The organism is Pseudarthrobacter sp. NPDC055928 (assembly GCF_042270935.1).
Taxonomy (GTDB): domain Bacteria; phylum Actinomycetota; class Actinomycetes; order Actinomycetales; family Micrococcaceae; genus Arthrobacter.
Genome location: NZ_JBHJZH010000021.1, coordinates 17656 through 44435, shown reverse-complemented (window position 1 = coordinate 44435; position 26780 = coordinate 17656). Strand labels below are relative to the sequence as shown.

Annotated in this window: 28 protein-coding genes and 1 tRNA gene; 14 read left to right on the top strand and 15 right to left on the bottom strand. The window is 64.8% G+C overall.

Annotated features, from left to right (window positions below; all coding sequences use genetic code 11):
- Positions 1-116 precede the first annotated feature (116 nt).
- Positions 117-329 (bottom strand): hypothetical protein, encoded by a 213-nt coding sequence (locus ACFC25_RS20420; protein WP_337349175.1) that lies wholly within the window; start codon positions 327-329, stop codon positions 117-119.
- Positions 330-723: 394 nt separating this feature from the next.
- Here ACFC25_RS20420 and ACFC25_RS20415 point away from each other — a divergent pair, with 394 nt between their 5' ends.
- A complete protein-coding gene (locus ACFC25_RS20415; RefSeq protein ID WP_337349168.1) occupies positions 724-987 on the top strand; it encodes a hypothetical protein in 264 nt (87 codons plus the stop codon).
- A 76-nt stretch (positions 988-1063) separates the two neighbouring features.
- Here the strand turns inward: ACFC25_RS20415 and ACFC25_RS20410 are convergent, their stop codons facing one another.
- From ACFC25_RS20410 to ACFC25_RS20385, 6 genes are all read right to left on the bottom strand, one after another.
- Entirely contained in the window at positions 1064-3553 is a 2490-nt protein-coding gene (locus ACFC25_RS20410) for a glycoside hydrolase family 2 TIM barrel-domain containing protein (RefSeq protein WP_376048509.1), read from the bottom strand.
- A gap of 227 nt (positions 3554-3780) precedes the next feature.
- Positions 3781-4077, bottom strand: coding sequence for a winged helix-turn-helix domain-containing protein (locus tag ACFC25_RS20405; RefSeq protein WP_337352270.1), 297 nt, complete (start codon positions 4075-4077; stop codon positions 3781-3783).
- A 13-nt stretch (positions 4078-4090) separates the two neighbouring features.
- Positions 4091-5401: a dicarboxylate/amino acid:cation symporter gene (locus tag ACFC25_RS20400; protein ID WP_376048507.1), complete on the bottom strand. Its 1311-nt coding sequence runs from the start codon at positions 5399-5401 to the stop codon at positions 4091-4093.
- A 223-nt stretch (positions 5402-5624) separates the two neighbouring features.
- Positions 5625-7070: an aspartate ammonia-lyase gene (locus ACFC25_RS20395; protein WP_337352272.1), complete on the bottom strand. Its 1446-nt coding sequence runs from the start codon at positions 7068-7070 to the stop codon at positions 5625-5627.
- Positions 7071-7190: 120 nt separating this feature from the next.
- A complete protein-coding gene (locus tag ACFC25_RS20390) occupies positions 7191-7919 on the bottom strand; it encodes a FadR/GntR family transcriptional regulator (protein ID WP_337349163.1) in 729 nt (242 codons plus the stop codon).
- A 67-nt stretch (positions 7920-7986) separates the two neighbouring features.
- Complete coding sequence (locus tag ACFC25_RS20385; RefSeq protein ID WP_376048502.1) at positions 7987-8985, bottom strand: LacI family DNA-binding transcriptional regulator; 999 nt, start codon at positions 8983-8985, stop codon at positions 7987-7989.
- 126 nt (positions 8986-9111) lie between these two features.
- Between ACFC25_RS20385 and ACFC25_RS20380 the strand changes: the two genes are divergently transcribed.
- The 3 genes from ACFC25_RS20380 to ACFC25_RS20370 all read left to right on the top strand — a co-directional run bounded on the left by ACFC25_RS20380 (position 9112) and on the right by ACFC25_RS20370 (position 10720).
- Positions 9112-9444 carry an ArsR/SmtB family transcription factor gene (locus ACFC25_RS20380; RefSeq protein WP_376048498.1) on the top strand — a complete coding sequence of 111 codons (333 nt, stop codon included), beginning with the start codon at positions 9112-9114 and terminating at the stop codon, positions 9442-9444.
- Between the two features lie 12 nt (positions 9445-9456).
- Positions 9457-9954, top strand: coding sequence for an SRPBCC domain-containing protein (locus ACFC25_RS20375; protein ID WP_376048496.1), 498 nt, complete (start codon positions 9457-9459; stop codon positions 9952-9954).
- Positions 9955-10135: 181 nt separating this feature from the next.
- Positions 10136-10720, top strand: a complete 585-nt coding sequence (locus ACFC25_RS20370) for an adenylate kinase (RefSeq protein WP_376048570.1) — start codon at positions 10136-10138, stop codon at positions 10718-10720.
- A gap of 63 nt (positions 10721-10783) precedes the next feature.
- Here ACFC25_RS20370 and ACFC25_RS20365 read toward each other — a convergent pair whose 3' ends face one another.
- A complete protein-coding gene (locus ACFC25_RS20365; protein WP_337352274.1) occupies positions 10784-11455 on the bottom strand; it encodes a GntR family transcriptional regulator in 672 nt (223 codons plus the stop codon).
- A 157-nt stretch (positions 11456-11612) separates the two neighbouring features.
- On the opposite strand from ACFC25_RS20365, the gene ACFC25_RS20360 reads away from it, so the two are divergent.
- Complete coding sequence (locus tag ACFC25_RS20360; protein ID WP_337352275.1) at positions 11613-13286, top strand: DUF222 domain-containing protein; 1674 nt, start codon at positions 11613-11615, stop codon at positions 13284-13286.
- A gap of 50 nt (positions 13287-13336) precedes the next feature.
- Here ACFC25_RS20360 and ACFC25_RS20355 read toward each other — a convergent pair.
- A tRNA-Cys gene (locus tag ACFC25_RS20355) sits at positions 13337-13410 on the bottom strand.
- A gap of 302 nt (positions 13411-13712) precedes the next feature.
- Between ACFC25_RS20355 and ACFC25_RS20350 the strand changes: the two genes are divergently transcribed.
- The 5 genes from ACFC25_RS20350 (at position 13713) to ACFC25_RS20330 (ending at position 16780) form a co-directional block, all read left to right on the top strand.
- The gene (locus ACFC25_RS20350; RefSeq protein WP_337352276.1) at positions 13713-14231 is read left to right on the top strand and encodes a flavin reductase family protein; all 519 of its coding nucleotides are present in this window, start codon (positions 13713-13715) and stop codon (positions 14229-14231) included.
- Positions 14228-14539, top strand: coding sequence for a hypothetical protein (locus ACFC25_RS20345; protein WP_337348809.1), 312 nt, complete (start codon positions 14228-14230; stop codon positions 14537-14539). Before ACFC25_RS20350 ends, ACFC25_RS20345 begins: the two co-directional genes overlap by 4 nt.
- 105 nt (positions 14540-14644) lie before the next feature.
- Positions 14645-14980 carry a hypothetical protein gene (locus ACFC25_RS20340; RefSeq protein WP_376048492.1) on the top strand — a complete coding sequence of 112 codons (336 nt, stop codon included), beginning with the start codon at positions 14645-14647 and terminating at the stop codon, positions 14978-14980.
- Positions 14981-15436: 456 nt separating this feature from the next.
- Positions 15437-16036, top strand: a complete 600-nt coding sequence (locus ACFC25_RS20335; RefSeq protein WP_337352278.1) for a DUF1992 domain-containing protein — start codon at positions 15437-15439, stop codon at positions 16034-16036.
- 132 nt (positions 16037-16168) lie between these two features.
- Positions 16169-16780, top strand: a complete 612-nt coding sequence (locus tag ACFC25_RS20330) for a PadR family transcriptional regulator (protein ID WP_337352279.1) — start codon at positions 16169-16171, stop codon at positions 16778-16780.
- Between the two features lie 52 nt (positions 16781-16832).
- Here the strand turns inward: ACFC25_RS20330 and ACFC25_RS20325 are convergent, their stop codons facing one another.
- From ACFC25_RS20325 to ACFC25_RS20315, 3 genes are all read right to left on the bottom strand, one after another.
- Positions 16833-17372, bottom strand: a complete 540-nt coding sequence (locus ACFC25_RS20325) for a GNAT family N-acetyltransferase (RefSeq protein ID WP_337352280.1) — start codon at positions 17370-17372, stop codon at positions 16833-16835.
- A gap of 41 nt (positions 17373-17413) precedes the next feature.
- Positions 17414-19588, bottom strand: coding sequence for a transglycosylase domain-containing protein (locus ACFC25_RS20320; RefSeq protein ID WP_337348814.1), 2175 nt, complete (start codon positions 19586-19588; stop codon positions 17414-17416).
- 130 nt (positions 19589-19718) lie between these two features.
- Positions 19719-21038 carry an ammonium transporter gene (locus tag ACFC25_RS20315; RefSeq protein WP_337348815.1) on the bottom strand — a complete coding sequence of 440 codons (1320 nt, stop codon included), beginning with the start codon at positions 21036-21038 and terminating at the stop codon, positions 19719-19721.
- A 353-nt stretch (positions 21039-21391) separates the two neighbouring features.
- Between ACFC25_RS20315 and ACFC25_RS20310 the strand changes: the two genes are divergently transcribed.
- Positions 21392-22186 carry an alpha/beta hydrolase gene (locus ACFC25_RS20310; protein WP_337352281.1) on the top strand — a complete coding sequence of 265 codons (795 nt, stop codon included), beginning with the start codon at positions 21392-21394 and terminating at the stop codon, positions 22184-22186.
- A gap of 22 nt (positions 22187-22208) precedes the next feature.
- Here the strand turns inward: ACFC25_RS20310 and ACFC25_RS20305 are convergent, their stop codons facing one another.
- A complete protein-coding gene (locus ACFC25_RS20305; protein WP_376048486.1) occupies positions 22209-23003 on the bottom strand; it encodes a carbon-nitrogen hydrolase family protein in 795 nt (264 codons plus the stop codon).
- A 32-nt stretch (positions 23004-23035) separates the two neighbouring features.
- On the opposite strand from ACFC25_RS20305, the gene ACFC25_RS20300 reads away from it, so the two are divergent.
- A complete protein-coding gene (locus ACFC25_RS20300) occupies positions 23036-23692 on the top strand; it encodes a GntR family transcriptional regulator (protein ID WP_376048484.1) in 657 nt (218 codons plus the stop codon).
- A 69-nt stretch (positions 23693-23761) separates the two neighbouring features.
- On the opposite strand, the gene ACFC25_RS20295 is transcribed toward ACFC25_RS20300, so the two are convergent.
- Positions 23762-25153, bottom strand: coding sequence for an MFS transporter (locus tag ACFC25_RS20295; RefSeq protein ID WP_376048481.1), 1392 nt, complete (start codon positions 25151-25153; stop codon positions 23762-23764).
- A gap of 150 nt (positions 25154-25303) precedes the next feature.
- On the opposite strand from ACFC25_RS20295, the gene ACFC25_RS20290 reads away from it, so the two are divergent.
- Together ACFC25_RS20290 and ACFC25_RS20285 are read left to right on the top strand one after the other, a co-directional pair.
- Complete coding sequence (locus ACFC25_RS20290; RefSeq protein WP_376048479.1) at positions 25304-25990, top strand: DUF2848 domain-containing protein; 687 nt, start codon at positions 25304-25306, stop codon at positions 25988-25990.
- 33 nt (positions 25991-26023) lie between these two features.
- Positions 26024-26422 (top strand): DUF3592 domain-containing protein, encoded by a 399-nt coding sequence (locus ACFC25_RS20285; protein ID WP_337348821.1) that lies wholly within the window; start codon positions 26024-26026, stop codon positions 26420-26422.
- A gap of 19 nt (positions 26423-26441) precedes the next feature.
- On the opposite strand, the gene ACFC25_RS20280 is transcribed toward ACFC25_RS20285, so the two are convergent.
- Positions 26442-26780, bottom strand: coding sequence for a DUF202 domain-containing protein (locus ACFC25_RS20280; protein WP_337348822.1), 339 nt, complete (start codon positions 26778-26780; stop codon positions 26442-26444).

The window sequence follows — 26780 nt, the reverse complement described above, 5'->3', positions numbered from 1 at the left end:
TTTTTTGTTTTTTTTGGCCTATATTTTGGGGGCGTTGGGTTTTTTGGGGGCTAAATCTCTATAACCAATCGTTGGGGGGGGGGGGGGGCCCCCCCCCCCCACCCCTGTAATGGTTCCTAGCGGGTGACTTCCTCGAACGTGGCTCCCTGCGGAACGTTGCGGCTCAGGCCAACCGTGAAGGTGTTGGGTCCGCTGCGGGTGACGGCGATTCCGCATTTGGCGGCCTTGGCGCGGGGAGTCAGGTCCTGGACGGCGGCGTCGATGGTGTGATCGATGGCCGAGCGGTCCCAGATTTTCAGCGTTACGGAATCAGTGGTTTCAAACATCATTGTCAGTACTTTCACTCATGCAGTCGACGGCCCCACGTCGTTGTTTGGAGCCGCATCCTCGTCGGTGAGGATTGCTGGTTCAGGTAGGCGGGAAACGAATTCCCTCATTCATGGTTCACGGTTGCGAGAGGGGTTGACAACCGAAATGCCCAAAGTGTGACCGATTACACGCCCGCCATGGACGCAAAAATTCAACGGCGGTAATCTTTCCCAAGGGCACGCCAAACCAGTGCCCTGTCTGCAAAGGCGCCGCCGTAGCGGCGGGCGCCGCGTTTCGGCCCACGCCCTGGGGGCAACGGTCAGGCCATCCTGCGCCGAGCCGGCGAAGCCGCGGCCCGGCCGCACAAACTGCCACACATCCTTTGATGGAAACCGATCTTTCCAGGGGCAAACAATGAACACTTACGTCCGTCGATTCGCCATGTTGTCCGCAGCGACGCTTGTCGCCCTCACGATGGGTCTGCCGGCAGCACAGGCAGCCAACCACCACGCCAGTTGCGTAGGGCTCATCGTCTCCGCGGAGGCCACCGCCGGTGTGCTCGACGTCAACACCTACAAGGCAATCGCCGAAGCTGGCGGGTTCGCCACATTCGGGGAGTTCGTCAAAGGCGGAGCGCAAATCCACCTCGGCTCCGCGGAGGCCTGCTTCCCGCAGTAGGCCCTCCCATGGAGACTGACGACGGCGGGAATATCCCGCCGTCGTCCCGTTCCTGTTTGCCTCGTGGCCCGGTTTCTCAGGCGAGGGCGCCCACCTCGTTGCCGAGGACGGCGGCTTCGCCGGCGTCAGCTGCGGAGGCAAGCAGGCTGACGGTGACGGGCTCAAACCCATCTGCGCTGACGTGCACGGTAATCGCGCCCGCCATCGTGGGCCGGACGACGGCGAGCAGCCGGCCGTCGAATGACGTGTGGCTCGTCCCGGTGTAGGTTTCGGTAGTGTCGGGCCGGGCGCTGCCCAGCCCCTGCAGCACGCCGGCGCCCTCCACCGTCACAGCGACTCGACGTTCAACGTTCGTGGCCAGCGTGCCGTTGGCATCACGGAACTCGATGGCCACATAGCTGAGGTCCGAGTGATCGGCGTGCAGCTCGGTGCGGTCGGCATTGGCGGTCAGGCAGACATCCGCGGTGGCCGTGCAAAGCGTAGTGCGGCCCTGCTCGGCACCGCCGACGTAGCCGACCGCCACCAGTTCGCCGGGCTCATATGTGAGCTCGAAGTGCGCCCGGAACCGGTGGTTCGGTCCGGCAGGGACGCGGCCCACGGGGCTTCCGTTCAGGAGCAGCTCCACCTCGTCGGCGTCGCTGTAGACCTCCACCTTGATGGGTGAGCCCGCCGGGACATCCCAGCTCCAGCTGGAGATGCTGTCCGTCCACGTCCAGGGGCCCATGCCGTGTTCGCGGGCGTAGTTCCCGGGGCGCTGGACGGCAATGTAGGGCTCGTGGCGCAGCCCAAAGACCGTCTGGCGGTAGTAGGAGGCGGGCCGGCGGTAGCCGGTGATGTCGATGTCACCGCACCAGGCCAGCAGCCACGGATACGGCGCTCCCAATGCGGGTGCCCCCTCGCTCTCATCGGTGTACTGCACCCGGCCGATGCCTGCTTCGCCGAGGTAGTCCCAGCCGGTCCAGGTGAAGTCGCCGATCACGTGCGGGTTTTCATCCACAAGCTTCCAGAGGACATCGATGCGATCCGGGAACGTTTCGGTTCCAACGATGATCCTGTTGGGGAAGAGTTCCTTGTCCTGGACATAGCGCCCGTCGCCGTAGTTAATGCCGGCAACATCCACCGCCGCATGCGATTCCGCGGTCCGTTCCGAGACGAGGGCAGAGGCGCTGATGCGGCCCATCGCTTCGCCGGCCTCGCTCATCATGGCGTTAACGCCCTGGCTGTCGTCTCCTGCTCCAGCCTGCTTCATCATCTCCGCAGCATCTGCGATGACCGATACGAAACCGTTGATGCCGTTGGTGGTGTACCGGGTGGGATCAAGGGACCTGATCTTCTCGGCGATCCGGCGTCCCCAGCCGGAGCCCAGTCCGCTGCCGGTTTCCGGGATCTCGTTGCCGATGGAGTAGAGCACCACGGACGGGTGGTTGAAGTCTTTGGCCACCATGGCCTCGACGTCGCGTTCCCACCATTCGGGGAAGGATAGCGAGTAATCGAAGGAGGACTTTCCTTCAGTCCACACGTCGAAGGTTTCGTCCATGACCAGCATGCCGTGTTTGTCGCAGGCGTCCAGCATCGCCTGGCTGACAGGGTTGTGGGCGCTCCGGATGGAGTTGAAGCCGGCCTCCTTGAGCAGCTGGATCCGGCGCTCCTCCGCGCGGGCGATGGTGGCCGCGCCGAGGACGCCGTTGTCGTGGTGGATGCAGGCGCCGCGCAGTTTGACGGTCTCGCCGTTGATCTGGAGGCCGTTGAACGGGTCAAGCTGGAGGGACCGGATGCCGAAGATGGTGGTGTCTTCGTGCAGCACCTCCAGGACGTCGCGCAGTTTGGTCCGCGCCGAATAAAGATGCGGGCTGTCCACGCCCCACAGTTTTGGTTCGGTGACGTAGAGGCGTTGGCGGACGACGGCGGTGCTGCCCGCCTTCAGCGTCACGGGGGCGGAGCCGACGGCGACCACCTTGCCATCGCCGTCGTGCAGTTCCGTTCCCACCGTCACGGTGGCGGTAGACAGTCCCTCGTTCTCCACGGTGGTGGCGACGTCGACGACGGCACGCCCGGCCGTGATGTCCGGCGTCGCGATCCGGACCCCGTTAGGCGCGAGGTGCACCAGTTCGGTCACTGACAGGAAAGTGTCCCGGTAGATGCCGGCGCCGGAGTACCAGCGTGAGTCCTGGTGGACGCGCGCATCAACGCGGATGGTGTTGGGCTGGCCGTACTTCAGGAATGGGTCCAGCCGGATGTTGAACGTTGAGTAGCCGAAGGGGCGCTGGCCGGCGAAGTCCCCGTTGACGAAGACCATCGCATCCCGGTAAACGCCCTGAAACTCGAGGGCGATGCGCTTTCCCCGGTAGTCCTCGGGCACGTCGAAAGTCTTGGAGTACTCGAAGGTGCCGTCAGGGAAGTAGCCGGTGTGCGAACCCTGGGCGGAATCGGCCGAACGCGGCAGCCCGATCAGCGCATCGTGCGGCAGCGTGACGGGCTGCGGCGGGGCGAGGGGGCCCGAAAACTCAGCGAAGAGGCTGACCTTCGGCCGTACGGCCCATCCTGCATTGAACGAAGCGCGGGTCATCGGTTTCTCCCTTGTAAGCGATGTGGGTCCAGCCCGCGGGAAGCAGGTGGCGGTCCAAAGTCTGTTTCGGTGATTCCTGGATTTAGTATCACGTGTCAATGAAGGAGATCATTGATTGGTATCACGTGTCAACCATCCGGAAAGAGAGTCTGGCGTTCCGGGCCATACCTCCGGCGGTCCCCAAATGCAGATGAGCTGCCAGCAACCGCTGGCAGCTCATCTGGGGTCTAGGTGGACGTCTTGTCCGCAACCCGGTTTCCCGGGACCAGCGCGTAAAAGGGCGTGCAGCCCTCCCGGGTCCCGGGGGAGATGTTGGAACGGACGATGGCTGCGCGTTCCAGCGCAGCCAGGTGGTACCTGACGCAGTTCCGCGAAGCCGTGACTGCGGCGCTGATATCGGCCACCTTGCTGGCCCCGTTGCTTGCAAGGTAGTCGATGATGAGGGATCTGACCGTGGTGCGCCGCCCATCGTTGCTGCTGTCGGCGGGGCGTACCAGTGTTCGGGTCTGAACTTCGAGGGACATGTGCCGCAGCCTTTCAGCGAACTGTCGCGTGCTCGCGTTCCTGGTGCTCTGCCGCCGTATCGGTGGGAGGGGCGCCGTCGGCGGATGCCGCCGTCGTGCTGTCCACGAGTGCGGATTCCCGATCGTGGTTCCGGCCGATCACCGCGGTGGCGATCGCGTTGCCAAGGATGTTGGTGGCCGTGCGGCCCATGTCCAGGAGCTGGTCGATCACCAGCAGAACGCCGGTGCCTGCTGCGGGAATGCCAAAGGCAGGCACGACGGCGGCAACCACCACGAGTGAGCCGCGCGGCACACCGGCCATCCCCTTGCTGCTGAGCAGCAGCATGGCGGTCATCGCGATCTGCTGGCCCAGGTCCATGTCGATGCCGTAGGCGTTGATCAGGAAGACCGACGCGAACGTCATGTACATCATGGAACCGTCCACGTTGAAGGAGTAGCCCAGGGGCAGCACAAAGCCGGTAGTGCGCTTTTCGATGCCAAACCTGGTGAGGCCCTCGATGAGCTTAGGCAGGGCGGCCTCGCTGCTGGACGTGGCGAAGGCGATGACCATCGGTTCGCGAACAATGCGGACCAGCCGGAAGGCGGCCTTACCCAGGAAGGCGACTGCCACGGCGATCATGACCACCCAGAGTGCGGAGAGTGACACGTAGAAGCCGCCGATGAACGACGCGTACGTGGCGAAAGCGTCCAGGCCCTCGGCGGTGAAGGCCGCTGCGATACCGGCGAAGACACCAACCGGGGCCGCCTTCATCACGTAGCCGGTGACCTTGAGCATGACGCCCATCAGTTCATCGATGGCATCCGCGATCGAGGAGCGGCCCTTCTTCCGGAGGTTCAGCAGGGCGATGCCAAAGAGCGCGCCGAACACCAGGATCTGCAGGGGGTTGTTGGCCGTCAGGGCCGCGAAGACGCTCGTGGGGATGATGTTGGTGACGAACTCCGCGTAATCGAGGGTCTTCGTTTCCATCCCAGCATCGCCGCCCGCCACGAGGTTGAGGCCGTCGCCCACATTGAGCACGTGCGCGGTGATGAAACCGAAGGCGCCCACCAGGACGGAGGCGGAGAGGAACCAGATCATCGATCGGCCGAAGAGCTTCCCCACACCGGCGGACTTGGCAGCGCCGGCGATGCCGGAGACCAGGGTGGCGAAGATCAGCGGGGCGATGATCATCTTGATCAGGTTCAGGAACATGTGGGTCACGGTGTCCAGGACAGATACCACCGATCCGCGGGTGGCGTCCGGCAATAGCCAGTGGAACACCAGCCCGGTGATGATTCCGATAACGAGTGCTGCCAGGATCCACATGGTTGATTTGTTTTTCATGATCACTCCTTGGGTGAGGCCGGGCTGGTGGCCCGGTAGCGGAACGGCCTTCATCATTGAGTGCCGCTTTCTCTCTGGCCGGTCCGGGAATCTGGGCACGTCGGTGTGCCCCTGCTCCCTGGATGGGCGGGGTTGTGATGGGTGTTGTTCCTAAGCGGGCCCGCGGGTCAGCGGGCGGTTGATGGGCCCACGACCGCTGGGTTCCCTGGCCGAGCTTGCGAGGTTAGGGGGCGGTTGGGGACTCTTTGCTCAGGTTGGCGAGGCGTTCGGGGCTGAGGAGTTCCAGGAGTTGGGTGTGGGTGAGGAGGCCGTGTTCGAGGACGAGTTCGGCGACGCCTTTGCCGGTGGCAAGGGCTTCCTGGGCGATCGCTGTGGCGGTGGCGTAGCCGAGGTGGGGGTTCAGGGCGGTGACCAGGCCGATGGATTGTTCGACCGTGCGGCGGAGGTGATCGGTGTTGGCGGTGATGCCGCGGATGCAGCGTGCGGTGAGGGTGCGGCTGGCTGCTTCCAGGTGCGAGATGCTCTTGTGGAGGCTGTGGACGATGATGGGTTCGAAGGCGTTGAGCTGGAGCTGCCCGGCTTCGGCGGCCATCGTAATGGTGACGTCGTTGCCGATGACCTCATAGGCAACCTGGGAGACCACTTCCGGGATGACCGGGTTGATCTTGCCGGGCATGATCGAGGAGCCGGACTGCACGGCCGGGAGGTTGATTTCGCCGAAACCGGCCCGGGGGCCGGAGGAGAGCAGGCGCAGGTCGTTGCAGATTTTGGAGAGCTTCACGGCGACGCGTTTGAGGACTCCGGAGAGGTGGACGAAGGCGCCGACGTCCTGGGTGGCTTCGATCAGGTCCGGCGCGGTGAGCAGCGGCAGGCCGGTGATGTGGGCCAGGTGCCGGCAGGCGGTTTCGGCGTAGCCGGCGGGGGCGTTCAGGCCGGTGCCGATGGCGGTGGCGCCAAGGTTGATCTCATGGATAAGGAGCTCGGCTTCGGCGAGGCGCAGGCGGTCTTCGCCGATAGTGACGGCGTACGTACCGAATTCCTGGCCCAGGGTCATCGGGACGGCGTCCTGGAGCTGGGTGCGGCCCATCTTGACGACAGTGCGGAATTCCAGGGCCTTTGAGGCGCAAGCTTCCTCGAGTTCGGCGAGGGCGTCGAGCAGTTCCCGGGCGGCGAAAATAGTGCCCAGTTTCACCGCGGTGGGGTAGACGTCGTTGGTGGACTGGGAGAGGTTCACGTGGTCGTTGGGGTGCAGGCGTGTGTAGTCGCCTTTGGGGTGGCCAAGGATCTCCAGGGCGCGGTTGGCGATGACCTCGTTGGCGTTCATGTTCGAGGAGGTGCCGGCGCCGCCTTGGATGACGTCGACGACGAATTGGTCGGCCAGGTGCCCGTTCATGACGTCCGTGCAGGCGGCTTCGATGGCTGTGGCCCGTTCGGTGTCGAGGAGGCCAAGTTCGTGGTTGGTGCGGGCGGCTGCAAGTTTGACGGCGGCAAGGCCGCGGACCAGGTGCATGTTGGAGGACAGCGGCTGGCCGGTGATGGGGAAGTTTTCGACGGCGCGAAGGGTGTGGACGCCCCAGTAGGCGGTGGCGGGGACATCGCGGTCACCGAGGAGATCGTGCTCGGAGCGGGTCTCCGGAAGGGCATCAAGGGTGGGCAGGTCGGTGGTCATGGGGTCCTCACAGGGCTTCGTTGACGGGCGTGGACGGCATGCTGGGAGCCGTTTTGGGGCGTAGTTGATGGCACCGCGGGATGGCGGAGGCATGGGTGGACTGCGGAATAGCGGGCGTATTTAGCCGGTACGGCCTGCCCCGGTGGGACCACCGCCCGGGACGATGGTGCCGAGGGCACACTCCACCCCGTGCAGGTGCATGGTCATCGCTTGGGACGCATCCTCGGCGGAGCCGCGCTCAATGGCCTCGAAGATTCGGGCGTGTTCATCGCCTGATTCCTTGCGCCGGTCGGCAACGAGGTTGAGGGTGTTGGACTGGTTCGCCATCGCCTCACAGATGTCCGAGAGGAATGATTCGAAGACGCCGTTGCCGCTGGACCGGGCGATGGTGACATGGAACTCGGTGTTAAGCTGCACCCACTGTTGCAGGTTCTCAGCTTCCGACATTTCGCGGAGAATTTCCCGGAGGGCTTCCAGGTCCTCGTTGGTGCGGCGTTGGGCGGCCAGGCCTGCGGCCGGAACCTCTACATGGGGGCGGGCCTCAACGAGGGCGCTGGCGGAGTACTTGCCGAGCTTGAGGTCCTGGGCCACTTTGTCGGCGATGACAAAGGTGCCCTTGCCGGTGTGGGTGGCGGTCAGTCCGAGGGCCGTGCAGGAACGCAGGGCCTCGCGGACCATGGTCCGGCTGACTCCGTACTGCTTGGCCAGGGATGCCTCTGAATCCAACCGCGTACCGACAGGGATTTTGCCGGCTTCGATGGCACCGCGGAGCGAAGCAAAAACCGCTTCGGCCGCACCGACGCGTACCACCCGGTCTTGTCTAGCTGTCCAGCTGTCCAACAGGTCCATGTAACGAGCATGTCACTAGTAACACCGCATGTCAACGCACCGCCGGAGTGTTGCCGAAAATGAGGCCTCAGGTGGTCTCGCCCTGGATGATTCTGACCATCGGCCGCGGGTCATGCACCTGCTGCGTTGCCTCTTTCTGGTGCAGCTCAGCCAGGTCTGCCGCGATCTGCTCCATGAGTGCGTCGTCCTGCATGAGCACAGTTGTCAGTCGGGGGGAGACGAGCTGTCCCACCTCCGTCGCATCCACGCCAACCACCGAGAGATCGCCCGGGGTCTTGAGCCCGAGAGCCCGGCCGGCGGCCAGAACGGCGATGGCAACGTCGTCGTTGTAGCAGCCAATTCCCATCGGCGTGCCCTGCGCTGCGAAGGCTTCGAGGGCCGCCTTCGCCCCTGCCAGCTTGAGTGGAATGTCCAGCCGTTCCGGCGTTGGCAGTCCCCGGGCGCGCACCGCAGCTTTCATCCCCGCATAACGTGGCGGCCCGAAGGGGTCCTGCCGTTCGTCAACCAAGGCGGCGAAGGCCAGTCGGCGGGGTCCGTCGCGAAGCAGTTCATCCGCCATGGCCCTCCCCACGAGGAAGTTGAGGTCCCCTTCAGGTTCCCGTGACTGCCTGTACCGCGGAATGGCCACCGCTCCGGTCGCCTCCAGCGTTTCGCGGTCTTCGGGGGACAGGACTCCAATGTCCACCACGGCCACCGGCCGGAAGTGCAGGATGGCGGCAAGGGTTTCCGCCGCATCGCGCCCGGCGAAGCGCACCACCACGCTCAGGCCGTGGCGGGCCGCCTGGGCGCTGACGCTGTCCACGAGATCCTGCAAGTTCGTGCCGAAAGTCGCGTTTGGTATGAGTACCACAAGGATGTCGCTGCGTCCGGTCACCAGGGCTCGTCCGGCGGGCGACGGTTTGTACTGAAGCTCAGCTGCGGCCTTGAGCACCTTTTGCTGGGTCTGCTCCGGGAAGCGGGAACCCTGGCCGTTCAGCACGTGGCTGACCGTGGCGCGGGAAACCCCGGCCCTCTTGGCGACATCAAAGCTGGTGGGTCGCTTGTTGGGTTTCGTCTCCGCGGTCACAGTCCGATCATCGCATAGATCCCATTGACACGTGATACCCCGAAACGCAGCTGCCGGAGCCAGGTTCCGCCACGGAGCAAAAATATCCGTTGACACCCCTCAGCGGCCGGCGTATCGTACAACCAAATGGTTGTAGATCAGATGAGTGATGCCGACGTCGACCGCCTCTTCCAGGCGTTCGCGGACGCCACCCGCCGGGACATTGTCCGCAGGGTCACGGTGGCGGAGTATTCGGTGTCCGGCCTCGCGGCCCTCTACGCCATGAGTTTCGCCGCCGTCCAAAAGCATGTGGCGGTGTTGGAGCGCGCTTCCCTGGTCACCAAGGAGAAGCGCGGAAGGGAGCAGATCGTGCGGGGCAATCACGAAGGTTTGGCGAAGGCCCGCCGCCTGCTGGACGAGTACGAGAAGATCTGGCGGCAGCGTGCCGAACGGATCGCGGACATCCTGGCTGAAGGATAGGAAGGTACGGCCATGCCTGTTATCAGTTCCACCACCAATCTCGAGGCACTCAGCCTCACCCTCGTTGCCGAGTTCGATGCCGCCGTCAAGCGCGTCTGGCGGATCTGGGAAGACCCCCGGCAGCTCGAGCGCTGGTGGGGGCCTCCTGGCTACCCCGCTACGTTCGAGGGCTTTGATTTCCAGCCCGGCGGGAAGGCCAGCTATTACATGACCACTCCTGAAGGGGAGAAGCCCAGAGGATGGTGGAAATTCACCGCCATCGACGCGCCCCGGAAGCTCGAGTTCGATGACGGTTTTGCCGACGACTCCGGCGCTCCGGTGGATGCCTTGGGAAGCGCCCATGCCAGCGTGGACCTCGAAGACATCGGCGGCCGCACGCGGATGACCATCATGTCCACCTTCGAATCCGAAGAGCAGATGGAAGAAATGATCAAGATGGGCATGGAGGAAGGCATGAAGGAGGCAGCCGGCCAGATCGATGCCGTGCTCGCCGAGCACGCCCGGACCTGACCGCCCACTGCGCCAGGACTACCGGTAACAGCACAAAAGGAAAGAGTACGACGGCGGGTGCGTCCCGCCGTCGTACTCTGCTCTCAGGTGCCGATGCAGCCCGTTCGCAACCTTTGGATCCGTAGCATCGGGCCAGGACGACGACGTCCCATAACCCAGTGAGGGGTACTGAATGACGAGAATGCTGATTATCGGGCCGCCCGGTTCGGGCAAGGGAACGCAGGCCGAAAGGATCTCCGAGCGCCTCGGTGTTGCCGCGATCTCCACCGGAGATATCTTCCGCGCCCACGTCAAGGGCGGGACCCCGCTCGGGGTCGAGGCTATGAAGTACATGGACAATGGCGATTTCGTACCGGACACCGTCACCAACGAAATGGTCCGAAACCGCCTTTGCCAGGACGACGTCGGGAGCGGCTTCCTACTGGACGGCTACCCGCGCACATCCGCGCAGGTGGACTACCTCGACGGGCTCCTGGCCGCCCGCGAGCAGGAACTGGGCGTAGTGCTCCAGCTGACGGCCGACGACGAGGAGCTTGTCCGCCGACTCCTCTTCCGGGCCAAGGAAGCCGGCCGGAGCGACGACAACGAAACCGTCATCCGCCACCGGCTGGACCTGTATCACCAGCAGACCGAAGCTGTGGTGGCCAGGTATGCCGGACGCGGGATCCTGGCCCAGGTGGACGGAATTGGCGGAATCGACGAGGTTACGGACAGGATCCTTGGCGCCTTGGCGAAAATGCTTGGCGTGCCCGTCAACGGACGGTAAGCAACGGCAACTGCAAGAACACACGGCTGAAGGACGACGGCGGGACTTCCCGCCGTCGTCCTCTTACGTCAGGCGGGCGACGCTCCGCCGTATGGGCCGACGTACTGCGCCGTCGGAAAAGAGCTCCGGAGTTTTCTCCTGGATGCGCTGAACGTCCTCGAAGACGCCCCGCAGGTGGAGGCGCAATGAGCTGTCCGCATCCGTCAGGTTGTTGGCTTCCAGCGCGTCCACCACGGCCGTATGCTGCTCAATCAACGTGGCCACAGGCCTGGTATCCAGTAGGCTCAAGCGCCGCGCGCGGTCCAGGTGGGCCTTGGCTGAGTTGACGGCTGCCCAGGCGGACTCATGACCCGCCTGTCGCAGGAGTTCGCGGTGGAAGTCCTCGTCCAGGCGGAAGAATTCCTCGACATCTCCGCTGGCTTCTGCATCTGACTGGCTCCGCAGTATTTCGCGGAGGCCCGCGAGGCCGGCCGCATCCACGGCAACGTCCTTGAGGGACGCGCATTCGATGGCCTCCCGGACGAACTGGGCCTCCGAGACCCGTCCAAGATCCACCAGCGAGACGAATGAGCCGATTTGGGGGAAGACCTGAACCAGCCCTTCCTCCCGGAGGAGTATGAGGCTTTCCCGCACCGGAGTCCGGCTCACGCCCAGTTCCTGCGCCAGTTCATTCTCTGAGAGCGGCTCACCCGGAGGGAGCGCTGGCTTTCCCTCGTTTTTTCCCCTCCGTTTCATTCTTCATCGCCTGCAAAGGAGCAACTGATGAGCGCAAGCATCGCGCCGGCGGCCCGGCCGGAAACAGTCCCGAGGTTCGGGTAGCGGGGCCGGGAGGTTATCCACATAGGCGATGTGCTGTGGTGTTCTTGTTGGCGCCTCGCTGGATGATGGGGGTATGGGGATCCCGGGTGTTGACGAGGCGGTTGAGGCTTTCGAGGCTGCTGCTGCGGAGTTTGCTGCCTGTATGCGCCGGGGGCTGGGTGGCCGCGGTTCCCAGACGGGTTTCCAGACGGGTTCCGGGGGTGGTGATCCTTTGCGGGGGCAGGCGGATGCTTGCTTGGACGGGCTGGGCGGTTCGGTCCGGGTGGACGCGATGGTGGCGGCGTTCAGGGTGCGCCTGGCCGCCGCGTACGCGGGAAAGGCTGCGGCCCTGGACGGCCCGGTCAGGAGCCCTGGGGAGCACACGGCCCAGGAGATGGGTGTGGTGTCCGAGGTCGCGTGTGCGCTGACGGTGAGTGAACGCTCGGCCTCGGCGCTGTTGGCGCAGGCCCATGAGCTGACCACTGCCTTGCCGCTGACGCTGGCTGCGCTGCAGTCCGGGGATCTGTCGTGGCAGCACGCGCGGGTCATGGTCGATGAAACCACCGGCCTGGATGCGGCCGGGGCGGCGGCGTTGGAGGCCCGTTTCCTGGGCCCGGACGTTCCGGACCGGGCCCGGGAGTGCCCGGCCGGTGACCTGGTCCCGTCCCGGTTCCGGCACAAGGCCAGGACCTGGCGGGAACGGCACCATCCGGTGAGTATCGAAAAGCGCCACGCCAGGAGTGTGTTGGACCGGCGGCTGGAGTACGTCCCGGACCGGGACGGCATGGCCTGGCTTTCGGCTTACCTGCCCGCGGACCGGGCAGCCGGGATCTGGAACGGCATCACCGCCACCGCCCGCACCCTCCAGGGCCCGGCCGAGACCCGCACCATGACCCAGCTCCGCGCCGACATCGCCGCCCAACTGCTCCTCAGCGGTGGATTCCCCACGGGCAGCCCCGCCGAGGCCCGCACAGACACAGCAGCTGGCAACAGCGCCGGCACCAGCAGTGTGAGCGTCAATAGTGGCGGGGCCCGCAGCACCAGCGACGGCACCAAAACGAGTACCGGCTTCAGCGACGGAACTGCCCCCAGCTCCAGTGATGTCGTGGCTGGTGGCGTTCCGGCCGCCGACTCGGCCACCGCCAGTGATGTCATGACGGGCCGGGTCCCGTTACCGGCGGCGCAGGTCCTCGTGACCGTGCCGGTGTTCGCGCTGATGGGCCTCACCGACGAACCAGCCACCCTCGACGGGTACGGGCCGATCCCGGCGTCGATGGCCCGCAACCTGGTCGCCGACGGCGCCGGCTCGTTCCACCGCGTCCTGACCGACCCCCGCAACGGGGCGCCGCTGGAGATCGGCCGCCAAAGCTACCGGATCCCCGCCGCGATGCGCCAATGGCTCCGGCTCCGGGACGGCAAATGCCCCTTCCCCGGCTGCAACAACCAATCCCTGGACAACGAAGCAGACCACCTCCTGGCCTGGGCCGACGGCGGCACCACCGGCATCAGCAACCTCGGCCAGCCCTGCCCCAAACACCACCGGCTGAAACACACCACCGCCTGGACACCCACCGAAGCCAGCATCGACAAACCACCCGGCTGGACCTCACCCACCGGACGCCACTACCAAAGCGAACACCAAGACTGGGAACCACCCCAATGGCCACCCCGCATCATGGACGAACTGGCGCGCCACGAACCAGATCCGTCACCAGTTGACGGCAGGCTGCCCGGCGATGCTCTCCCTGATGACGCGCTGCGTCTGTGACCCTTTGCTGGACTGCCGGCAGCCACCTGAGATCCGCGCGGCTTGCGGAGTGGACGTGATGGCGGGATTCGAACCCGCGTCAGCGGTTTTGCAGACCGCTCCCTGGCCTCTCGGGCACATCACGTAGCAGTAGCTTAAGCACCAGCCGCGGCATTGTCCCGCTCTGTTAACCAATCCTGCGGACGATTGCGGTGTACGACGTTTGGCGTCGCTCGATGAACCGGCCACCGCTGACTGACGCGATGGGGCCCGAATCCGCAACGGTGGTGAACGCACTGGTCAAGGCAGTGTTTCCAGGCTTTTTCGTTACCCCATGCTTCGGGCCGTGAAGCCAGGTTTCTCTGCGCGTCGGTGCGTTTCACCTGTGGTTGAAAGGGTCGTGGACGGGTGGTTGGTTTGGATTATCGGCCTTGAAAGGAAAAGAACATGACGGAACATTTTGATCTCAGCCCCCAGCGCCTGCGTCACGTCCTGGGCCACTTTGCCTCCGGTTTGACGGTGATCACCGCGGTGACGGACAACGGCCCGGCCGGCTTCACTTGCCAGTCCTTCTCCTCCCTCTCCCTGGATCCGGCGTTGGTTACTTTCAGCCCCGCCCGCAGTTCCGGCACCTGGCCGCAACTCCGGAAAGCCGGACGGTTCACGGTGAACATCCTGCCCGCCGGGCACCAGCACCTCGCCGCCCAGTTCGCCCGGTCCGGAACCGACAGGTTTGCCGGCGTCGACTACACCGCCTCGCCGCTGGGCAGTCCGGTGCTGGATCAGGCCCTCGCATGGGTGGATTGCGAACTGCATGATGAATACGACGGCGGTGACCACACCATCGTGGTGGGCGCGGTGCGCGCACTCGGTGCCAGGGATGGCGCAGAGCCGCTGCTCTTCTTCAAGGGCGGCTACTTCGAGGGCGTGCCGTCCCGGGCCAAGTTGCTGGAGAGCGTTGCATGACGCCGGTCAAGTCAGGCTCCCGCAGGCGGGGCCGGCGCCCGCTCCAGCGGGATCCTGCCGACGGGCCGGGTGCTGGCCTCCACTATGACGCCGTTCAGGACCACGCCGTCCAGGACTGGTCCGCGATCGGGGTGGGGTCGACCGTCAGGGTCACACCTCCGGCGGGCATGCCCTACTTCGGCCGGGTTGACGCCAAAACGCCCGACTCCGAAATTGTCTGGGTGCTTAGCCTCGAAGGATCCGGCCGCCAAATGCACGGCAACCTAGACGGGGTCAGCCTGCTTCCTGCCGCGAGGTGGCCGTTGTGATCGGGGCACTCACCCGCAGGATCCAAGTGAGCTGCGGAGACGAACTGTCCCTGCTTCGCCGGCAGATGTACGCACTCGCCAGGCAGGACATCCACGAGGGTGCGGGTGGACAGCGCCGCCACAGCAATGGCCCGCAAGCCCTCTTGCGTGAACCACGGCGTCAGCGTGGACGTGGTGTGCTTCGCCCTCCGTCCTACCAACGAGGATGCCACGTTCATGATCTCGGTGGCGATGCACGTGCATCCCGACCGCCGGTCCGGGGATGTGTACTGGGAGGAAGCCGACGCCTGGGCGCAGGCCGTCGCCGGCCATGAATGGTTCAGGGTGGAGCCACGCGGCCGGCTGGAAAACCCCGACAGCCGGGTCTTCCACTACGCACTGACCGAGACCGAGCATGATGCCGAGCTGGCGTCGTCCTGGATTCGGCAGCCCACAGCTTGAGCACTGCAGGACCAGTTCCTGCACGCCCAGGCCCCGGGCGCTTTCCTCGACCTTCTTCAGCGCCTGCTGAACCAGGGCTTTCCGCCGGAAATCGGAGATGGAAAACGCGTAAGACCTCCCAATAGCCCGGGTTCCGCGTCCATCTGCCCACGCAGCCCTGCTGCCACGGGTGGTCCAACCGGTCTGGACCTAACTCACGCTCTGTCGCGGGACGCGAATCGCATGCCAGCGTTCCTTTGACAGCCACTGTAGGAGCAGCCATAGGCGCGAGCCCAGCTGGTCAGGCAAAGCTGTCACGGGGTGAAACCAGGCGTCAGCGGGTGCGATGCGCGGTCACGAACGGCAACAAAAAGCTCCATCAGGTCTCGATGATGATGAATTAGCCCGTTGAAACCGAATGCGGACACTTGAATACTGGAAGTCAGGAGCGGCGCAGTTCAGGGGCGGTGACGGGACATGGGTGAAGCTGACAACGCCTTCAGGCGGCGGCTGGAACGCGGTGCGGAGCTGCGTTCCTACCGGGGCGCGGGCATTAGCGCCGAGGAAGAGGTACAACTGGAGGCCGCTGAGGAAAACGAGCGGCAAAAACGACGCAAGGTTGACGACGCCAAGCGGGTGGAGTACCTCATCCGCGACGCCATGGCCCAAGGCAAGTTCGACAACCTCAAGTACTCGGGCAAGCCGATTCCCGGCCTGGGCGAGGCCTACGATCCAGACTGGTGGGTCAAGGGCCTGATCCAGCGCGAGAACATCAGTGGCCTGGGGCCCAAGGCCATCCTGCTGCGCACCGAGGACGCCGAACTGGATGACCGCCTGGATGCCCAGTTCACCGAAAAGCAGGTCCGGGACATCCTGAAGGACTTCAACGCCCGTGTCGTCGACGCCCGGCGGCAGCTGCAGGGCGGCCCGCCCGTCGTCACCAAGACCCGGGACATCGACGTCGAAGTGGCGCGCTGGCACCAGCGCCGCACCGCCCGCGCCAAGGCCGCCAGCCCTGAGCCGCAGCCGGAAGCGAGGCGCACGTGGTGGCAGCGGCTGTGGAACGGCACCGGTTAGCGGGATAACGACGGCGGCACCTTGCCGCCGTCGTCGGCTATTGCCAAGCGATACTCAGCGATATATCGTTAAGTATCGCTCGCCGGTGTGGTGGGCGACTGGAATCTCCACAACCGGAAGGACAATGCCGCTATGAAAGGCATGTACGAAGACAACAAATATGCAGAGAATGAGCCGCACCGCGGACGCTTCGGACGCGGGCACGGCCGCCGCGGACCGCATGGCCACGGCGGCGGTGGCTTCGGGCCGCGCGGCTTCGGGCCCCGAGGTTTCGGCCCGGGCTTTGGGCCGGGGTTCGGACCGGGCGGTCCCAGGCGGGCCAACAGGGGTGATGTCAGAGCAGCCATCCTGTCCCTCCTGGCGGAGGCGCCGTCGAACGGGTACGGGCTGATCAAGACGATCGCCGAAAAGACCTCCGGCGCGTGGCGCCCCAGCCCGGGCTCGGTCTATCCCACCCTTCAGCAGTTGGTTGACGAGGAACTCATCAGCCCTGTTGGCGAGGGCCGTCGTACCGAATTCGCGCTTACCGACGCAGGCCGGGAGTATGTGGCAGAGAACAGTGAGGAACTGGACAACGCCTGGAACGCCGCCGGAGACGCCACGGGACCGGCTTTTCACGAGAGCATCGGAAAACTCATGGGGGTCATCCACCAGTTCCGCGGCGCCACCGAGGAGCAACGCACTGCCGCCATCGAAAAGCTCGATGAAACCCGGCGGGCGCTTTACCTCATCCTCGCTGACTGAAGCATCTGCTGAAACACCCGACAGTATCTGTTGAAATGCACGACGACGGCGGCTACGGCTGCGGGGCAGTCGCCTCGAAAAGCTCGCAGAGCGAGTTGTAGTACCGGGGGGTCTGCCCCAGATGCCGCATACCGATCCTGATGCAGACTTTCTGGGAGGCAGCATTGGCCGGCGCCGTCACCGCCACCACCCGCCTGAGTCCGCTGGCAAAGGCGAAGTTCAGGGCAGCGGCCGCTGCCTCGGTCGCGAAACCGTGGCCCCAATGGTCGGGATGGAAGTGCCAGCCGATTTCCGTATCGCCGGACGGCTGCAGCGGCAGGGAAGGCCCGGACGCGGGGATGGATTTCAGGAGCAGGTTTCCCGCCAGCTGGCCGGACCCCTTGAGTTGCACAACCCAGACCGCGTGCACTGGGTGGTCCATCTGCCGCCAGTCCCGTATCCGCCCCTCTGCCTCGGCCCGCCCGGCCATCACGCGGGGAGGATTGCCGATGAACCGCTGCACTTCCCAGCGGGAGTACAGGTCGAAGGCGAAGTCAGCGTCCTCCGGCTCCCACGGTCGCAAGATCAGCCGGTTGGTCTCAATGGTTGGCATTGGATCATTTTCGCACCCTCGCTTGCGACCAGGCCGGACTCCTAGGGCTTTGCTGAGGGAGCGGGTGAAGGGGACGACATCGAAGCAGGCGGCGGCGGGAACGGATTTGCAGGGTAGAGCTTCACCACTTGCAGCATGTAGTTGACCCACTGCGGGCCGGCGATCATGTAGCCGTCCAAGCGGGGGTAGAACACGCCGTTGATGGTGACGTTCTGGCCGGGCCGCTTCTGGCCCTCCAAAGCATCACCGAAGAAGGACGCGGTGGCCAGGCCTGACGTGTAGCCAACAATCCAGGTGGCGCCGTTGTTGTTCGAGGTTCCGGTCTTTGCCGCGGTGGGCACCACAGTGTGGATCTTGGGATTGATCCACACGCCTGAGCCCACTTTCAGGACGTCCTGGAGAACTGCGTTGACACCACGTGCCACTTCGGGTTTGACCGCGTTGCGGCATTCGCTGGCCTGGGCGGGAAGCTTGCCGCCGTTCACGTCCGTCACGTCCACCACTGCGATGGGGACGCAGTAACGGCCGTCATTGGCGAAGGTCGCAAAGGCATTCGCCAGGTGGAGCGGGGCCACGCCGATGGCCCCCAGCAGGTTGCCCAGCTGGTGCATGTTGATCTGCGCGCCGTCCAGGCCGCTGTGCAGCCCCACAGCGTCCACCATTTTCTGGATGCCGCAGAAATCAAGCTGGGCGGCGGAGGCGAACGTGGCGGTGTTGATGGAGTTGTAGAGGCCGTAGTTCACGGGCATGCGGCGGTAGTAGCCCTCGTCCGCGTTCTGCAGGTCGTCGGCGGCGCCCAGCTCGGGATTGTTCTGGGCCGTGCTGTACGCGCCCAGGACCCTGCCGCAGCTGGACCGCCAGGGGAATCCCAACGGATATACCCGCCGGGAAGCGTCCACTTCGGCCGTCATGGACTTGCCTTCATTAAGCCATTCCGCGAAGGTAAACGGCTTCATGGTAGATCCCGGCTGGAATCCGCCAGCGCCATTGAGGTCATTGCCCTGTGGATCGCGGGCGTCCACGTTGAAATTCAGCTGCGTGTCGAACTTCCCTTCCTCCGGCAGGAACACAGTGTTCTGGGCCATCGCGAGGATGTTGCCGGTACCAGGCTGGATCGTCACCAGCGCCGCCCCCCACCTGTCGGGATTTGCACCCGCCGTGCTGTCCACCTGTGCCTGCGCCGCAGCCTGCAGCCTTGGATCCAGCGTGGTCTTGATGGTCAGGCCACCCCGGTAGAGCCTCCGTTCGCGTTCAATCAGGCTTGCCCCGTACGCCGGGTTGTTGAGGATGAGGTGGGAAATGTAGTCGCAGAAGTACGGCGCCATCGTGGCGTTGGCGCAGCCCTGCCTGCCGGGGTTCAGCTTCAGTTCGATGGGCGTTGCAACAGCGGCGTCATGCTCGGCCTGGGTGATTTTTTCCGTGGCAAGCATCTCGGAAAGCACCTGGTTGCGCCGGACGATCGATTTGTCCGGGTTGACCGCGGGGTTATAAAAGCTAGGGCTGTTCACCAGTCCGGCCAGGAGCGCGGCCTGCGGCAGTGTGAGGTCCTTCGCCGAGGTGCTGAAGAAGTACTGCGAAGCGGCCTCGATGCCATACGCATCCCGGTTGAAGAACACGATGTTGAGGTAACCCTCGAGGATCTGCTCCTTGCTGAACTTCTTCTCCAACGCGACGGCAAGCTTCATCTCCCGGAGCTTGTCAGCCATGCTCTTTTGGCCGCTGAGAATCACCTCGTCCGTCTTGTCCTGGGACAGGTAGGCCTCGTTGATCACATTGGTGACGTACTGCTGGGTGATAGTGGACGCACCCTGCCTGCCGCCACTGGTCATGTTGGAGATCGCAGCGCGCAGGATCCCTTGGGGGTCGATTCCGGCGTGCTCGTAGTAGCGGCTGTCCTCGATGGCTACGACGGCGTCACGGATGTAGGGCGACATCTGGTCCAGCGGGACTTTGATCCGGTTCTCGGCATAGAACGTTGCAATGAGCTGGCCATCGGAGGCCAGGACCTTGGTGGATTGCGACGGCGGCGCGACCACAAGTTCCTCAGGCAGGCGGTCGAAGAAACTGATGGAACTGCTGACCCCGAAGCCTGCGGCTGCCACCGCCGGAACCACCAGGCTCGCAACAAGAACGCCGCATAATGCGCTCGCGGTGAAGAACCCGATGACCCTTCCGAGGGTCGCGACCAGACCGTGTCCGCGTTTCTTCTTCGCCATTTTTTCAGCTCTCAGGCTAGCGACGTGACATCAGCATACGCCGCCCGTCTTCGCATCCTCCAGAGCCGTTATCACATAGAAACCGATCCTTTGTGGCGCAACAAAGGCGCAACAGAATGGGGTCGCAGTGTCAGGCGAAGCTGTCTTCCTTGGCGCGCTGGGAGGCGGACTCCTGGGCTGCCGGCTGCGCGGCAGCGAGGTGGCCGGACGGGTTGAAACGGCTGCCCAGTTCCCCGAAGGAGTAGGCGCTCTCGGCGTGCTCGGCGAGGTCCACGCCCACGGTCTCGGCCTCGTGGCTGACCCGGAAACCGATGGTCTTGTTGATCGCGCGCCCAATCACCAGCGTCATACCGCCGGAGAGGACCAGGGTGACCACCACTGCGGCGGTCTGGGCGATCAGCTGCTGCACGCCTCCGCCGTACAACAGTCCACCACCCACGCCGTCCACGGGAAGGGCGATGAATCCCAGGGCCAACGTCCCGATAAGGCCCGCGCCGAGGTGGACACCCACAACGTCGAGGGAATCGTCCAGGCCGAAGCGGTACTTCAGGTCCACAAACCAGCAGCAGGCTGCGCCGGCCACCAGGCCCAGGCCGATGGCGGCCACCGGGCTGATGTTGGCGCAGGACGGGGTGATTGCCACCAGGCCTGCCACCACGCCGGAGGCAGCGCCGAGGGACGTCGGGTGGCCGTGCCGTACCTTTTCGACGACCAGCCAGCTGAGCATGGCTGCGGCGGGGGTCACCAGGGTGTTGACCCAGATGAGGCCGGCCTGTTCCGCCGTCGTCGCCGCGCCGCCGTTGAAGCCGAACCAACCGAACCACAGGATGGCGGCACCAAGCATGATGAAGGGGACGTTGTGCGGTCGGTGGTTGGGATCCTTGGCGAAGCCGTGCCGCTGGCCCACGATCAGGGCAAGGACCAGGGCAGCAGTGCCGGAGCTGATTTCTACTACTGCGCCGCCGGCGAAGTCGATGACTTGGCCGAAGATCGACGTCAGGGCGCCGCCGGCACTGAGGAGTCCGCCGCCCCAGATCATGTAGGCGAGCGGGCAGTAGACGAGCGTGATCCACACAGGAACGAAGACTGCCCAGGCGCTGAACCGGGCACGGTCCGCGATGGCGCCGCTGATCAGGGCCACGGTGATGATGGCGAAAGTGGCGCTGTAGCCGGCCTTGATGAGCTCGGGCGAGCCCATGAGGTTCTGCAGGCCGAAGTTGGCAAACGGATTGCCGAAGAGGCCCAGGATGCCTTCGCCGGTGGTCATCGAGTAGCCCCAGAGCACCCAGACCACACCGACGATTCCCGCGGAGATGAAGCTCATCAGGATCATGTTGAGGGCCGCCTTGGCGCGGGTCATGCCCCCGTAGAAGAGGCCTAGCCCAGGGGTCATGAACAGTACCATTGCCGCTGAAATCATCAGCCAGACGTGTTGCGCAGTGATTTCCACCTGCGGGTCCCTTCGCGTTGAGCCTGCAATACGGGACTCTCCAGTTCGGCCCTCGCATTCCCCCTGGTCAATATTTGCCGCCGTGTGTTTCCGTTTCTGCTTCGCTAAGTTGCAGGCAGGTTACGCAAACGTCGCCTACGTGAAGATCGCATGACCGATATGTTTCCGAAATGTTAACGAAGCCTGTTGAGCTGTCCGGAGAACCCCGGATCAGCATGCTGGATGCCACCAGCGGCGCGAAATTGGGTGCACGGAGGGTGAGAAGCCGCCGACGGACGCTAAAGGCCAGAAGGTTTCGTGAAAATGAACGGCAGCTCACCGGGCCCGCGGTGGGATTCACGTACGGTGATGGGATGCCCACGTCAATCCAAGGATTTACTGTTACCGCCGGGCAGGGAGTGGAACTGCGTTGCTATGACACAGGCGGCAGCGGGCCCAACGTAGTGATCCTCCACGGCCTCGCCGGCAGCGCCCGCGAATTCTTGCCGACGGCGGCAGCGCTCCCCGAATGCCGCACAGTGCTGGTGGACCAGCGCGGCCACGGCGCCAGCACCCGCCACCCAAGGGATGTCTCGCGCGCTGCTTACGTGTCCGACGTCGTGCGTGTGCTTGAGGCGGTGGGCCCGCCGGCAGCCTTGGTGGGGCAGTCGATGGGTGGCCATACGGCCATGCTCGTGGCCGCAGCGAGGCCGGACTTGGTATCCAGGCTGGTGCTGCTGGAGGCGGACGCCGGCGGGGGAGGGGCGGAGGACCGCGCGGCGATGGGGGATTATTTCCGGTCCTGGCCCGTGCCGTTCCCCAGCCGGGCCGCGGCCCAGGCCTTCCTTGGCGATGCACCGCTCGCACTTGCCTGGGCGGCGGATCTGGAGGAGCGCGACGGCGGCTTTTGGCCGCGGTTCGACGCCGATGTCATGGTGGCGGCCATCAGTGCGGTGGCCGTCCCGCGCTGGGGGGAGTGGGAAAGCGTGGCTGTGCCCACCCTGGTGGCCTACGGGGAAGCCGGCATGTTTGACGAAGCGGGCAAGGCCGGGTTTGTCCGGCGAGGCAGGAATGCGACGCGCGTTGACCTCCCCGGGGCCTCCCATGACGCCCACCTGGACTGTTTCGGGCCGTGGATGGCCGCACTCAGGGGATTTGTGCTTCCGTGAACGCGGCCATCTCCCGCACGCCCTAGAAGGACCGGGCGTTCTCCAGGACGGGCAGTTTTCCGCGGACCTCGGCAACGACGGACGGGTCAATGTCGACGACGGCGAGTTCCGGTTCGCCGCCAAGCGCCACCAAGGCTGAACCCAACGGAGAGATGACGGCACTGTGCCCGATGCCCGTGGGTGCATTGCCGGCGGTGGTGATGCCGACGCTGGCCGGATCACCCTGGCCGCAGGCCACCACAAAGGTGGTGCTGTCCAGGGCCCGGGCCCGGACCAGAAGGTCCCACTGCTCCGCCTTGCCCTCGCCGGCGCCCCACGAGGCGCAGACGATGTTGACCTGGGCGCCTGCCTTGGCGTTGGCGGTGAACAGGGCGGGGAAGCGGACGTCGTAGCAGGTGGCGAGGCCGAAGGTGGTGCCATCCACCTCAAAGGTCACGGGACCGGTTCCGGCGTCCACGGTGTCTGACTCGGCGAAACCGAATGCGTCAAAGAGGTGGATCTTGTCGTAGGAGGTTTCCACATGAGGTCCAGTAACCAGCAGGGTGTTGCGGACGCGCCCGTCCCGCCCTGGAGTGAACATGCCCGCCACTACCGTGATGTCCAACTCCTTGGCGAGGCTGCGCACACTGCCGGCCCAGGCGCCGTCGACCGTTTCAGCGATATCCGTCAGCCGGTGGCCGAAGGCGCGCATGGCGGCTTCCGGGAACACCACGAGTTCCGCCCCGGCTGCTTTTGCGCGGGTGGCGTATTCTCGGATCAGTTCCAGGTTGGCGGCCAGATCGGCTCCGGTGATGATTTGGGCCACTGCTAAACGCATGAAATTACTCCATTCTGTTGTATACATAATGTATGCGAAAAATGTCGGGAACGGCGGCCTCTGGCCGGGAAAAAGCGTACGCGTACCTGCGCGAAAACATCCTGACCGATCCGGACATGCAGGGCCGGTTCCTGAACGAACAGGAGCTTGCCGCCGAAATCGGCGTTTCGCGGACCCCTGTGCGTGAGGCCCTCCTGCTGCTCGTCTCCGACGGCCTGGTGGAACTGATCCCGCAGCGCGGCGCCTACGTTCCGCCGGTGACCGGCCGTGAGATGTCCGAACTCATGGAGCTGCGTGGTGTCCTGGAAAGCCATTCCGCCCGGTTGGTGATTGAACAGGGCGTGGTACCCGCCCGGACCATGCAGGACACTCTCGACCAGCAGGCAGCCCTTCCTGATGAACTGAATCCTGAGGCTGCGCGCGAGTTCATCCGGCTGGACACCCTCTTCCACCAGCAGTTGATCGACGCTGCCGGCAACGAACTGATCTCCCGCACTTACAGCAAGCTGCATGTCCGCCAGATCCTGGTGGGCGTGTCCGCGCTGTTCCGCACCGGTGGCCGGCGGGAGCAGGTATGCGCCGAACACCAGGACATCCTCGATGCCCTGGTGTCCGGCGATTCCGCGAAGGCCCAGCAAGCCATTGACCATCACCTGGCTGTCACGCGGGACATCCTGCTCCGCAACTGAAGGAGTTCTTGTCCACATGGCTTCCACGGCGCGTTTTGGGCGACTTCCCTGGACAAAAACTCCGGGTTCTCACTCCGTTTCGCGGATTCCGGACGGCTGCGGTGCGGCCCCGGTGCCTTCCAGCAGGAGCCGGTAGTCCTCGTCCTCCACGGTGTTCGAATCCCGGCCCAGGGCCAGTCCCACCAAGGTGACGGCGCCTGCAACGGCAACGTAAATCGCCACGGGAATCCAGGTGCCGAACTGGGACAGCAGCACCGTGAACATCAGCGGGGCAATGGCGCCGCCGATCACGCCGGCAAACGTGTAGGCAAGTGAGCTGCCGGTGGAGCGGAGTCGCGGCGAGAACTGCTCCACGATGAACGCGGCCTGCGGCCCGTACATAAAGGAGTGCGCCATAAGTCCCAGCACGATGCCAATGATCAGCACCGGCTCGTTGTCGCCGCCGAGGATCCCGAAGAAGACGAACGTCCACAGGGCGCCCAGGACCGCGGCGGTGCCATAGACCACGCGGCGGTTGTAGCGGTCGGACACGGCGCCGGCCAGGGGGATCATGAACAGCTGGAACGCCGAACCGATCAGGACTGCGGTGAGCACCTGGTTGCGCTCGTAGCCGAGGGTCTGGATGCCGTACGTCAGCGTGAACACCGTAAAGAGCGCGTAGAGGACGTCCGGGCCGACGCGGCACAGGATGGCGGCGATCAGCGGGCGGAGCTCTTTGCTGAAGACTTCGCGGACCGGGGCGTTGGGCTGTTCGCCGTGCGCCTCGATGGCCTTGAAGATGGGGGTGTCCTCCAGCTTGAGCCGGATCCAGAGGCCGAATCCCACCAGTACGGCGGAGACCAGGAACGCGATCCGCCAGCCGAAGCTGAGGAACTGCTCCTCGGTCAGGGCCAGGGTCAGGATCGCCAGGGCGCCGTTGGCCAGCAGGTTGCCGGCCGGTGGGCCGACCTGCGCGGCCGAGGCCCAGAAACCACGGCGGTGCGGGTCACCGTATTCGCTGGAGAGCAGCACTGCGCCGCCCCATTCGCCGCCCACGCCAACGCCCTGGGCGAACCGCAGCAGCACCAGGATGATGGGAGCGGTGATGCCGATGCTGCCGTATCCGGGCAGGACACCGATGAGGACGGTGGCCACACCGATGATCATCAGCGTGGTCACGAGGACCTTTTTGCGGCCGATGCGGTCTCCGAGCCGGCCGAAGATGATGCCGCCCACAGGGCGGGAAACGTAGCCCACCGCATAAGTGGAGAACGCCAGGATGGTGCCCGTCAGCGGATCCGAGGACGGGAAGAAAACGATGGGGAATACGACGGCGGCCGCGGCGGAGTAGACGGCGAAGTCGTACCACTCGAGTGCGGTGCCGGTGAGGCTGGCGGCGAAGGCCTTGTACAGGCCCTTGGGATGAATCGGCTTGTCCTGATGCGGCGCTGCGCCGGAAACCGGAACTGGGACTCTAGCCATGGTGTTTGTCCTCCACGAGTAATTTCAGGGTGACGCCTGTCACGCTGGCGTTAAATGTATACATTACGCATACTGGATGTACATAGGCGACTGTTTCCGGTTTCCGGTTTGTAAATTTTCCCCGCAGCACACGCAAAGGATGGATCCACCATGACGGTTCTCAGCTTCGAACTTCCCGACGGCAGCACGCGGGATGTACAGGTCAATCACCTCCTCAACGCAGGCTACGCAGGGCGCGAGCAGGAAGAAGTGCAGGCCCATATTGCCGAACTGGCAGAACTTGGCGTGCCGGGACCTGCAACAACTCCGGCCCTCTACCCAGTGTCCCCCTACTTGGCCCAGCAGGTCACGGAAGTCCGGGTCCAGCATGCCCGGACGTCAGGGGAAGCCGAATGGGCGGTGGTCATCACCGACGACGGCGTGCTGCTGACGGTTGCCTGCGACCACACCGACCGCGAACTCGAGGTCCACGGCGTTGCCTGGAGCAAGAACGCCAGCCCGGATGTCCTGGGCCGTAAGGCATGGCGCCTGGAGGAAGTGCGCGGCCACCTGGACCAGATCACGCTGAAGGGCTGGGTGGGGGAGGGCGACACCCCGGACACCCTGATACAGGACAGTTCCCTGGGAGCCCTGCTGACCCCTGATTACTGGCTCGAAGTGCTCGCCGAACGCGGCCTGAACGAACCGGGAACGGTACTCATTTCGGGCACGGTCGCCATGACCAGCGGGGTGAACCAATTCGCCCGCAGCTGGAGGGTGGAAATGACGGACCCAGTCACAGGATCCACCGTGGACGCCCAGTACGTGGTGGAGCAGATGGCCGAACCAATCGGCTGATTCCGTTAACCCGTTCCCTGTAGCATCTTGACTATGCCAACTGCGCTCGAAATGGCAGGTCCCATCCTGGAAATGCTGACCTGGTTATGCCTGCCTGCCGGGCTGATGCTGCTGGTCTATGCCGGGTTCCTGCGGCGATTCGTGAACCCGTGGGTGGTCGCCGAGGGCGTGGTCTATTCAGATGCGAGCGGGACGGGCTTTCGGTGGTTTGACCACAAGTACCGGATCCATCATGCGCCCATGTCCCCGCACGACATCAAGGACATGGCAGTGGGCGACACCCTTCCCATCTACTACCACCCCAAACGTCCCACCCAGTGGCAGACCGCCGCACCGGAAGCGGCCGGGAAGACTGCCGTAGTGGTGGGGCGGATCCTTACCGGTGTCGGCACAGTGGCGTTTTTGGCGGGGTTCATCCTCCCCATGTTCTGAACCGGCGCCGGGGGGCGGACTAGGTGACGAGTACCACCAGGATGCCCAGGCCGCCCAGCGCAACTGCGGAGGCCGCGGTCCACAGCACAGCGGATGTGTCGGCGTCGACGGTTTCCTGCCTAATCCCGCGCGTGCTGGTGCGGTAGCGGCGGCGCTGCGTGAAGTAGATGGCACCGGCAGCGCCGGCCGAGACAGCAAAAAGCAGCAGGATGGGGAGCCCGTGGTGCGGGAGCCAGCGCAGGAAAATAGCGCTCACAGTCACCAGCGCCATCATGGTCCGGCCCCACGCCAGCGTGGTCCGCTCAGGCTGGAGGCCCGGATCATCATGTCCGGGCGGTGCCGCCCTGGTGCGGGCCAC

Excerpts from the sequence above, each read along its gene's own strand:
- ACFC25_RS20420 (WP_337349175.1), bottom strand. The coding sequence starts at position 329 with ATGATGTTTGAAACCACTGATTCCGTAACGCTGAAAATCTGGGACCGC.
- ACFC25_RS20415 (WP_337349168.1), top strand. The coding sequence starts at position 724 with ATGAACACTTACGTCCGTCGATTCGCCATGTTGTCCGCAGCGACGCTT.
- ACFC25_RS20410 (WP_376048509.1), bottom strand. The coding sequence starts at position 3,553 with ATGACCCGCGCTTCGTTCAATGCAGGATGGGCCGTACGGCCGAAGGTC.
- ACFC25_RS20405 (WP_337352270.1), bottom strand. The coding sequence starts at position 4,077 with ATGTCCCTCGAAGTTCAGACCCGAACACTGGTACGCCCCGCCGACAGC.
- ACFC25_RS20400 (WP_376048507.1), bottom strand. The coding sequence starts at position 5,401 with ATGAAAAACAAATCAACCATGTGGATCCTGGCAGCACTCGTTATCGGA.
- ACFC25_RS20395 (WP_337352272.1), bottom strand. The coding sequence starts at position 7,070 with ATGACCACCGACCTGCCCACCCTTGATGCCCTTCCGGAGACCCGCTCC.
- ACFC25_RS20390 (WP_337349163.1), bottom strand. The coding sequence starts at position 7,919 with ATGGACCTGTTGGACAGCTGGACAGCTAGACAAGACCGGGTGGTACGC.
- ACFC25_RS20380 (WP_376048498.1), top strand. The coding sequence starts at position 9,112 with ATGGTTGTAGATCAGATGAGTGATGCCGACGTCGACCGCCTCTTCCAG.
- ACFC25_RS20375 (WP_376048496.1), top strand. The coding sequence starts at position 9,457 with ATGCCTGTTATCAGTTCCACCACCAATCTCGAGGCACTCAGCCTCACC.
- ACFC25_RS20370 (WP_376048570.1), top strand. The coding sequence starts at position 10,136 with ATGCTGATTATCGGGCCGCCCGGTTCGGGCAAGGGAACGCAGGCCGAA.
- ACFC25_RS20365 (WP_337352274.1), bottom strand. The coding sequence starts at position 11,455 with ATGAAACGGAGGGGAAAAAACGAGGGAAAGCCAGCGCTCCCTCCGGGT.
- ACFC25_RS20360 (WP_337352275.1), top strand. The coding sequence starts at position 11,613 with ATGGGGATCCCGGGTGTTGACGAGGCGGTTGAGGCTTTCGAGGCTGCT.
- ACFC25_RS20350 (WP_337352276.1), top strand. The coding sequence starts at position 13,713 with ATGACGGAACATTTTGATCTCAGCCCCCAGCGCCTGCGTCACGTCCTG.
- ACFC25_RS20345 (WP_337348809.1), top strand. The coding sequence starts at position 14,228 with ATGACGCCGGTCAAGTCAGGCTCCCGCAGGCGGGGCCGGCGCCCGCTC.
- ACFC25_RS20335 (WP_337352278.1), top strand. The coding sequence starts at position 15,437 with ATGGGTGAAGCTGACAACGCCTTCAGGCGGCGGCTGGAACGCGGTGCG.
- ACFC25_RS20330 (WP_337352279.1), top strand. The coding sequence starts at position 16,169 with ATGAAAGGCATGTACGAAGACAACAAATATGCAGAGAATGAGCCGCAC.
- ACFC25_RS20325 (WP_337352280.1), bottom strand. The coding sequence starts at position 17,372 with ATGCCAACCATTGAGACCAACCGGCTGATCTTGCGACCGTGGGAGCCG.
- ACFC25_RS20320 (WP_337348814.1), bottom strand. The coding sequence starts at position 19,588 with ATGGCGAAGAAGAAACGCGGACACGGTCTGGTCGCGACCCTCGGAAGG.
- ACFC25_RS20310 (WP_337352281.1), top strand. The coding sequence starts at position 21,392 with ATGCCCACGTCAATCCAAGGATTTACTGTTACCGCCGGGCAGGGAGTG.
- ACFC25_RS20305 (WP_376048486.1), bottom strand. The coding sequence starts at position 23,003 with ATGCGTTTAGCAGTGGCCCAAATCATCACCGGAGCCGATCTGGCCGCC.
- ACFC25_RS20300 (WP_376048484.1), top strand. The coding sequence starts at position 23,036 with ATGCGAAAAATGTCGGGAACGGCGGCCTCTGGCCGGGAAAAAGCGTAC.
- ACFC25_RS20295 (WP_376048481.1), bottom strand. The coding sequence starts at position 25,153 with ATGGCTAGAGTCCCAGTTCCGGTTTCCGGCGCAGCGCCGCATCAGGAC.
- ACFC25_RS20290 (WP_376048479.1), top strand. The coding sequence starts at position 25,304 with ATGACGGTTCTCAGCTTCGAACTTCCCGACGGCAGCACGCGGGATGTA.
- ACFC25_RS20285 (WP_337348821.1), top strand. The coding sequence starts at position 26,024 with ATGCCAACTGCGCTCGAAATGGCAGGTCCCATCCTGGAAATGCTGACC.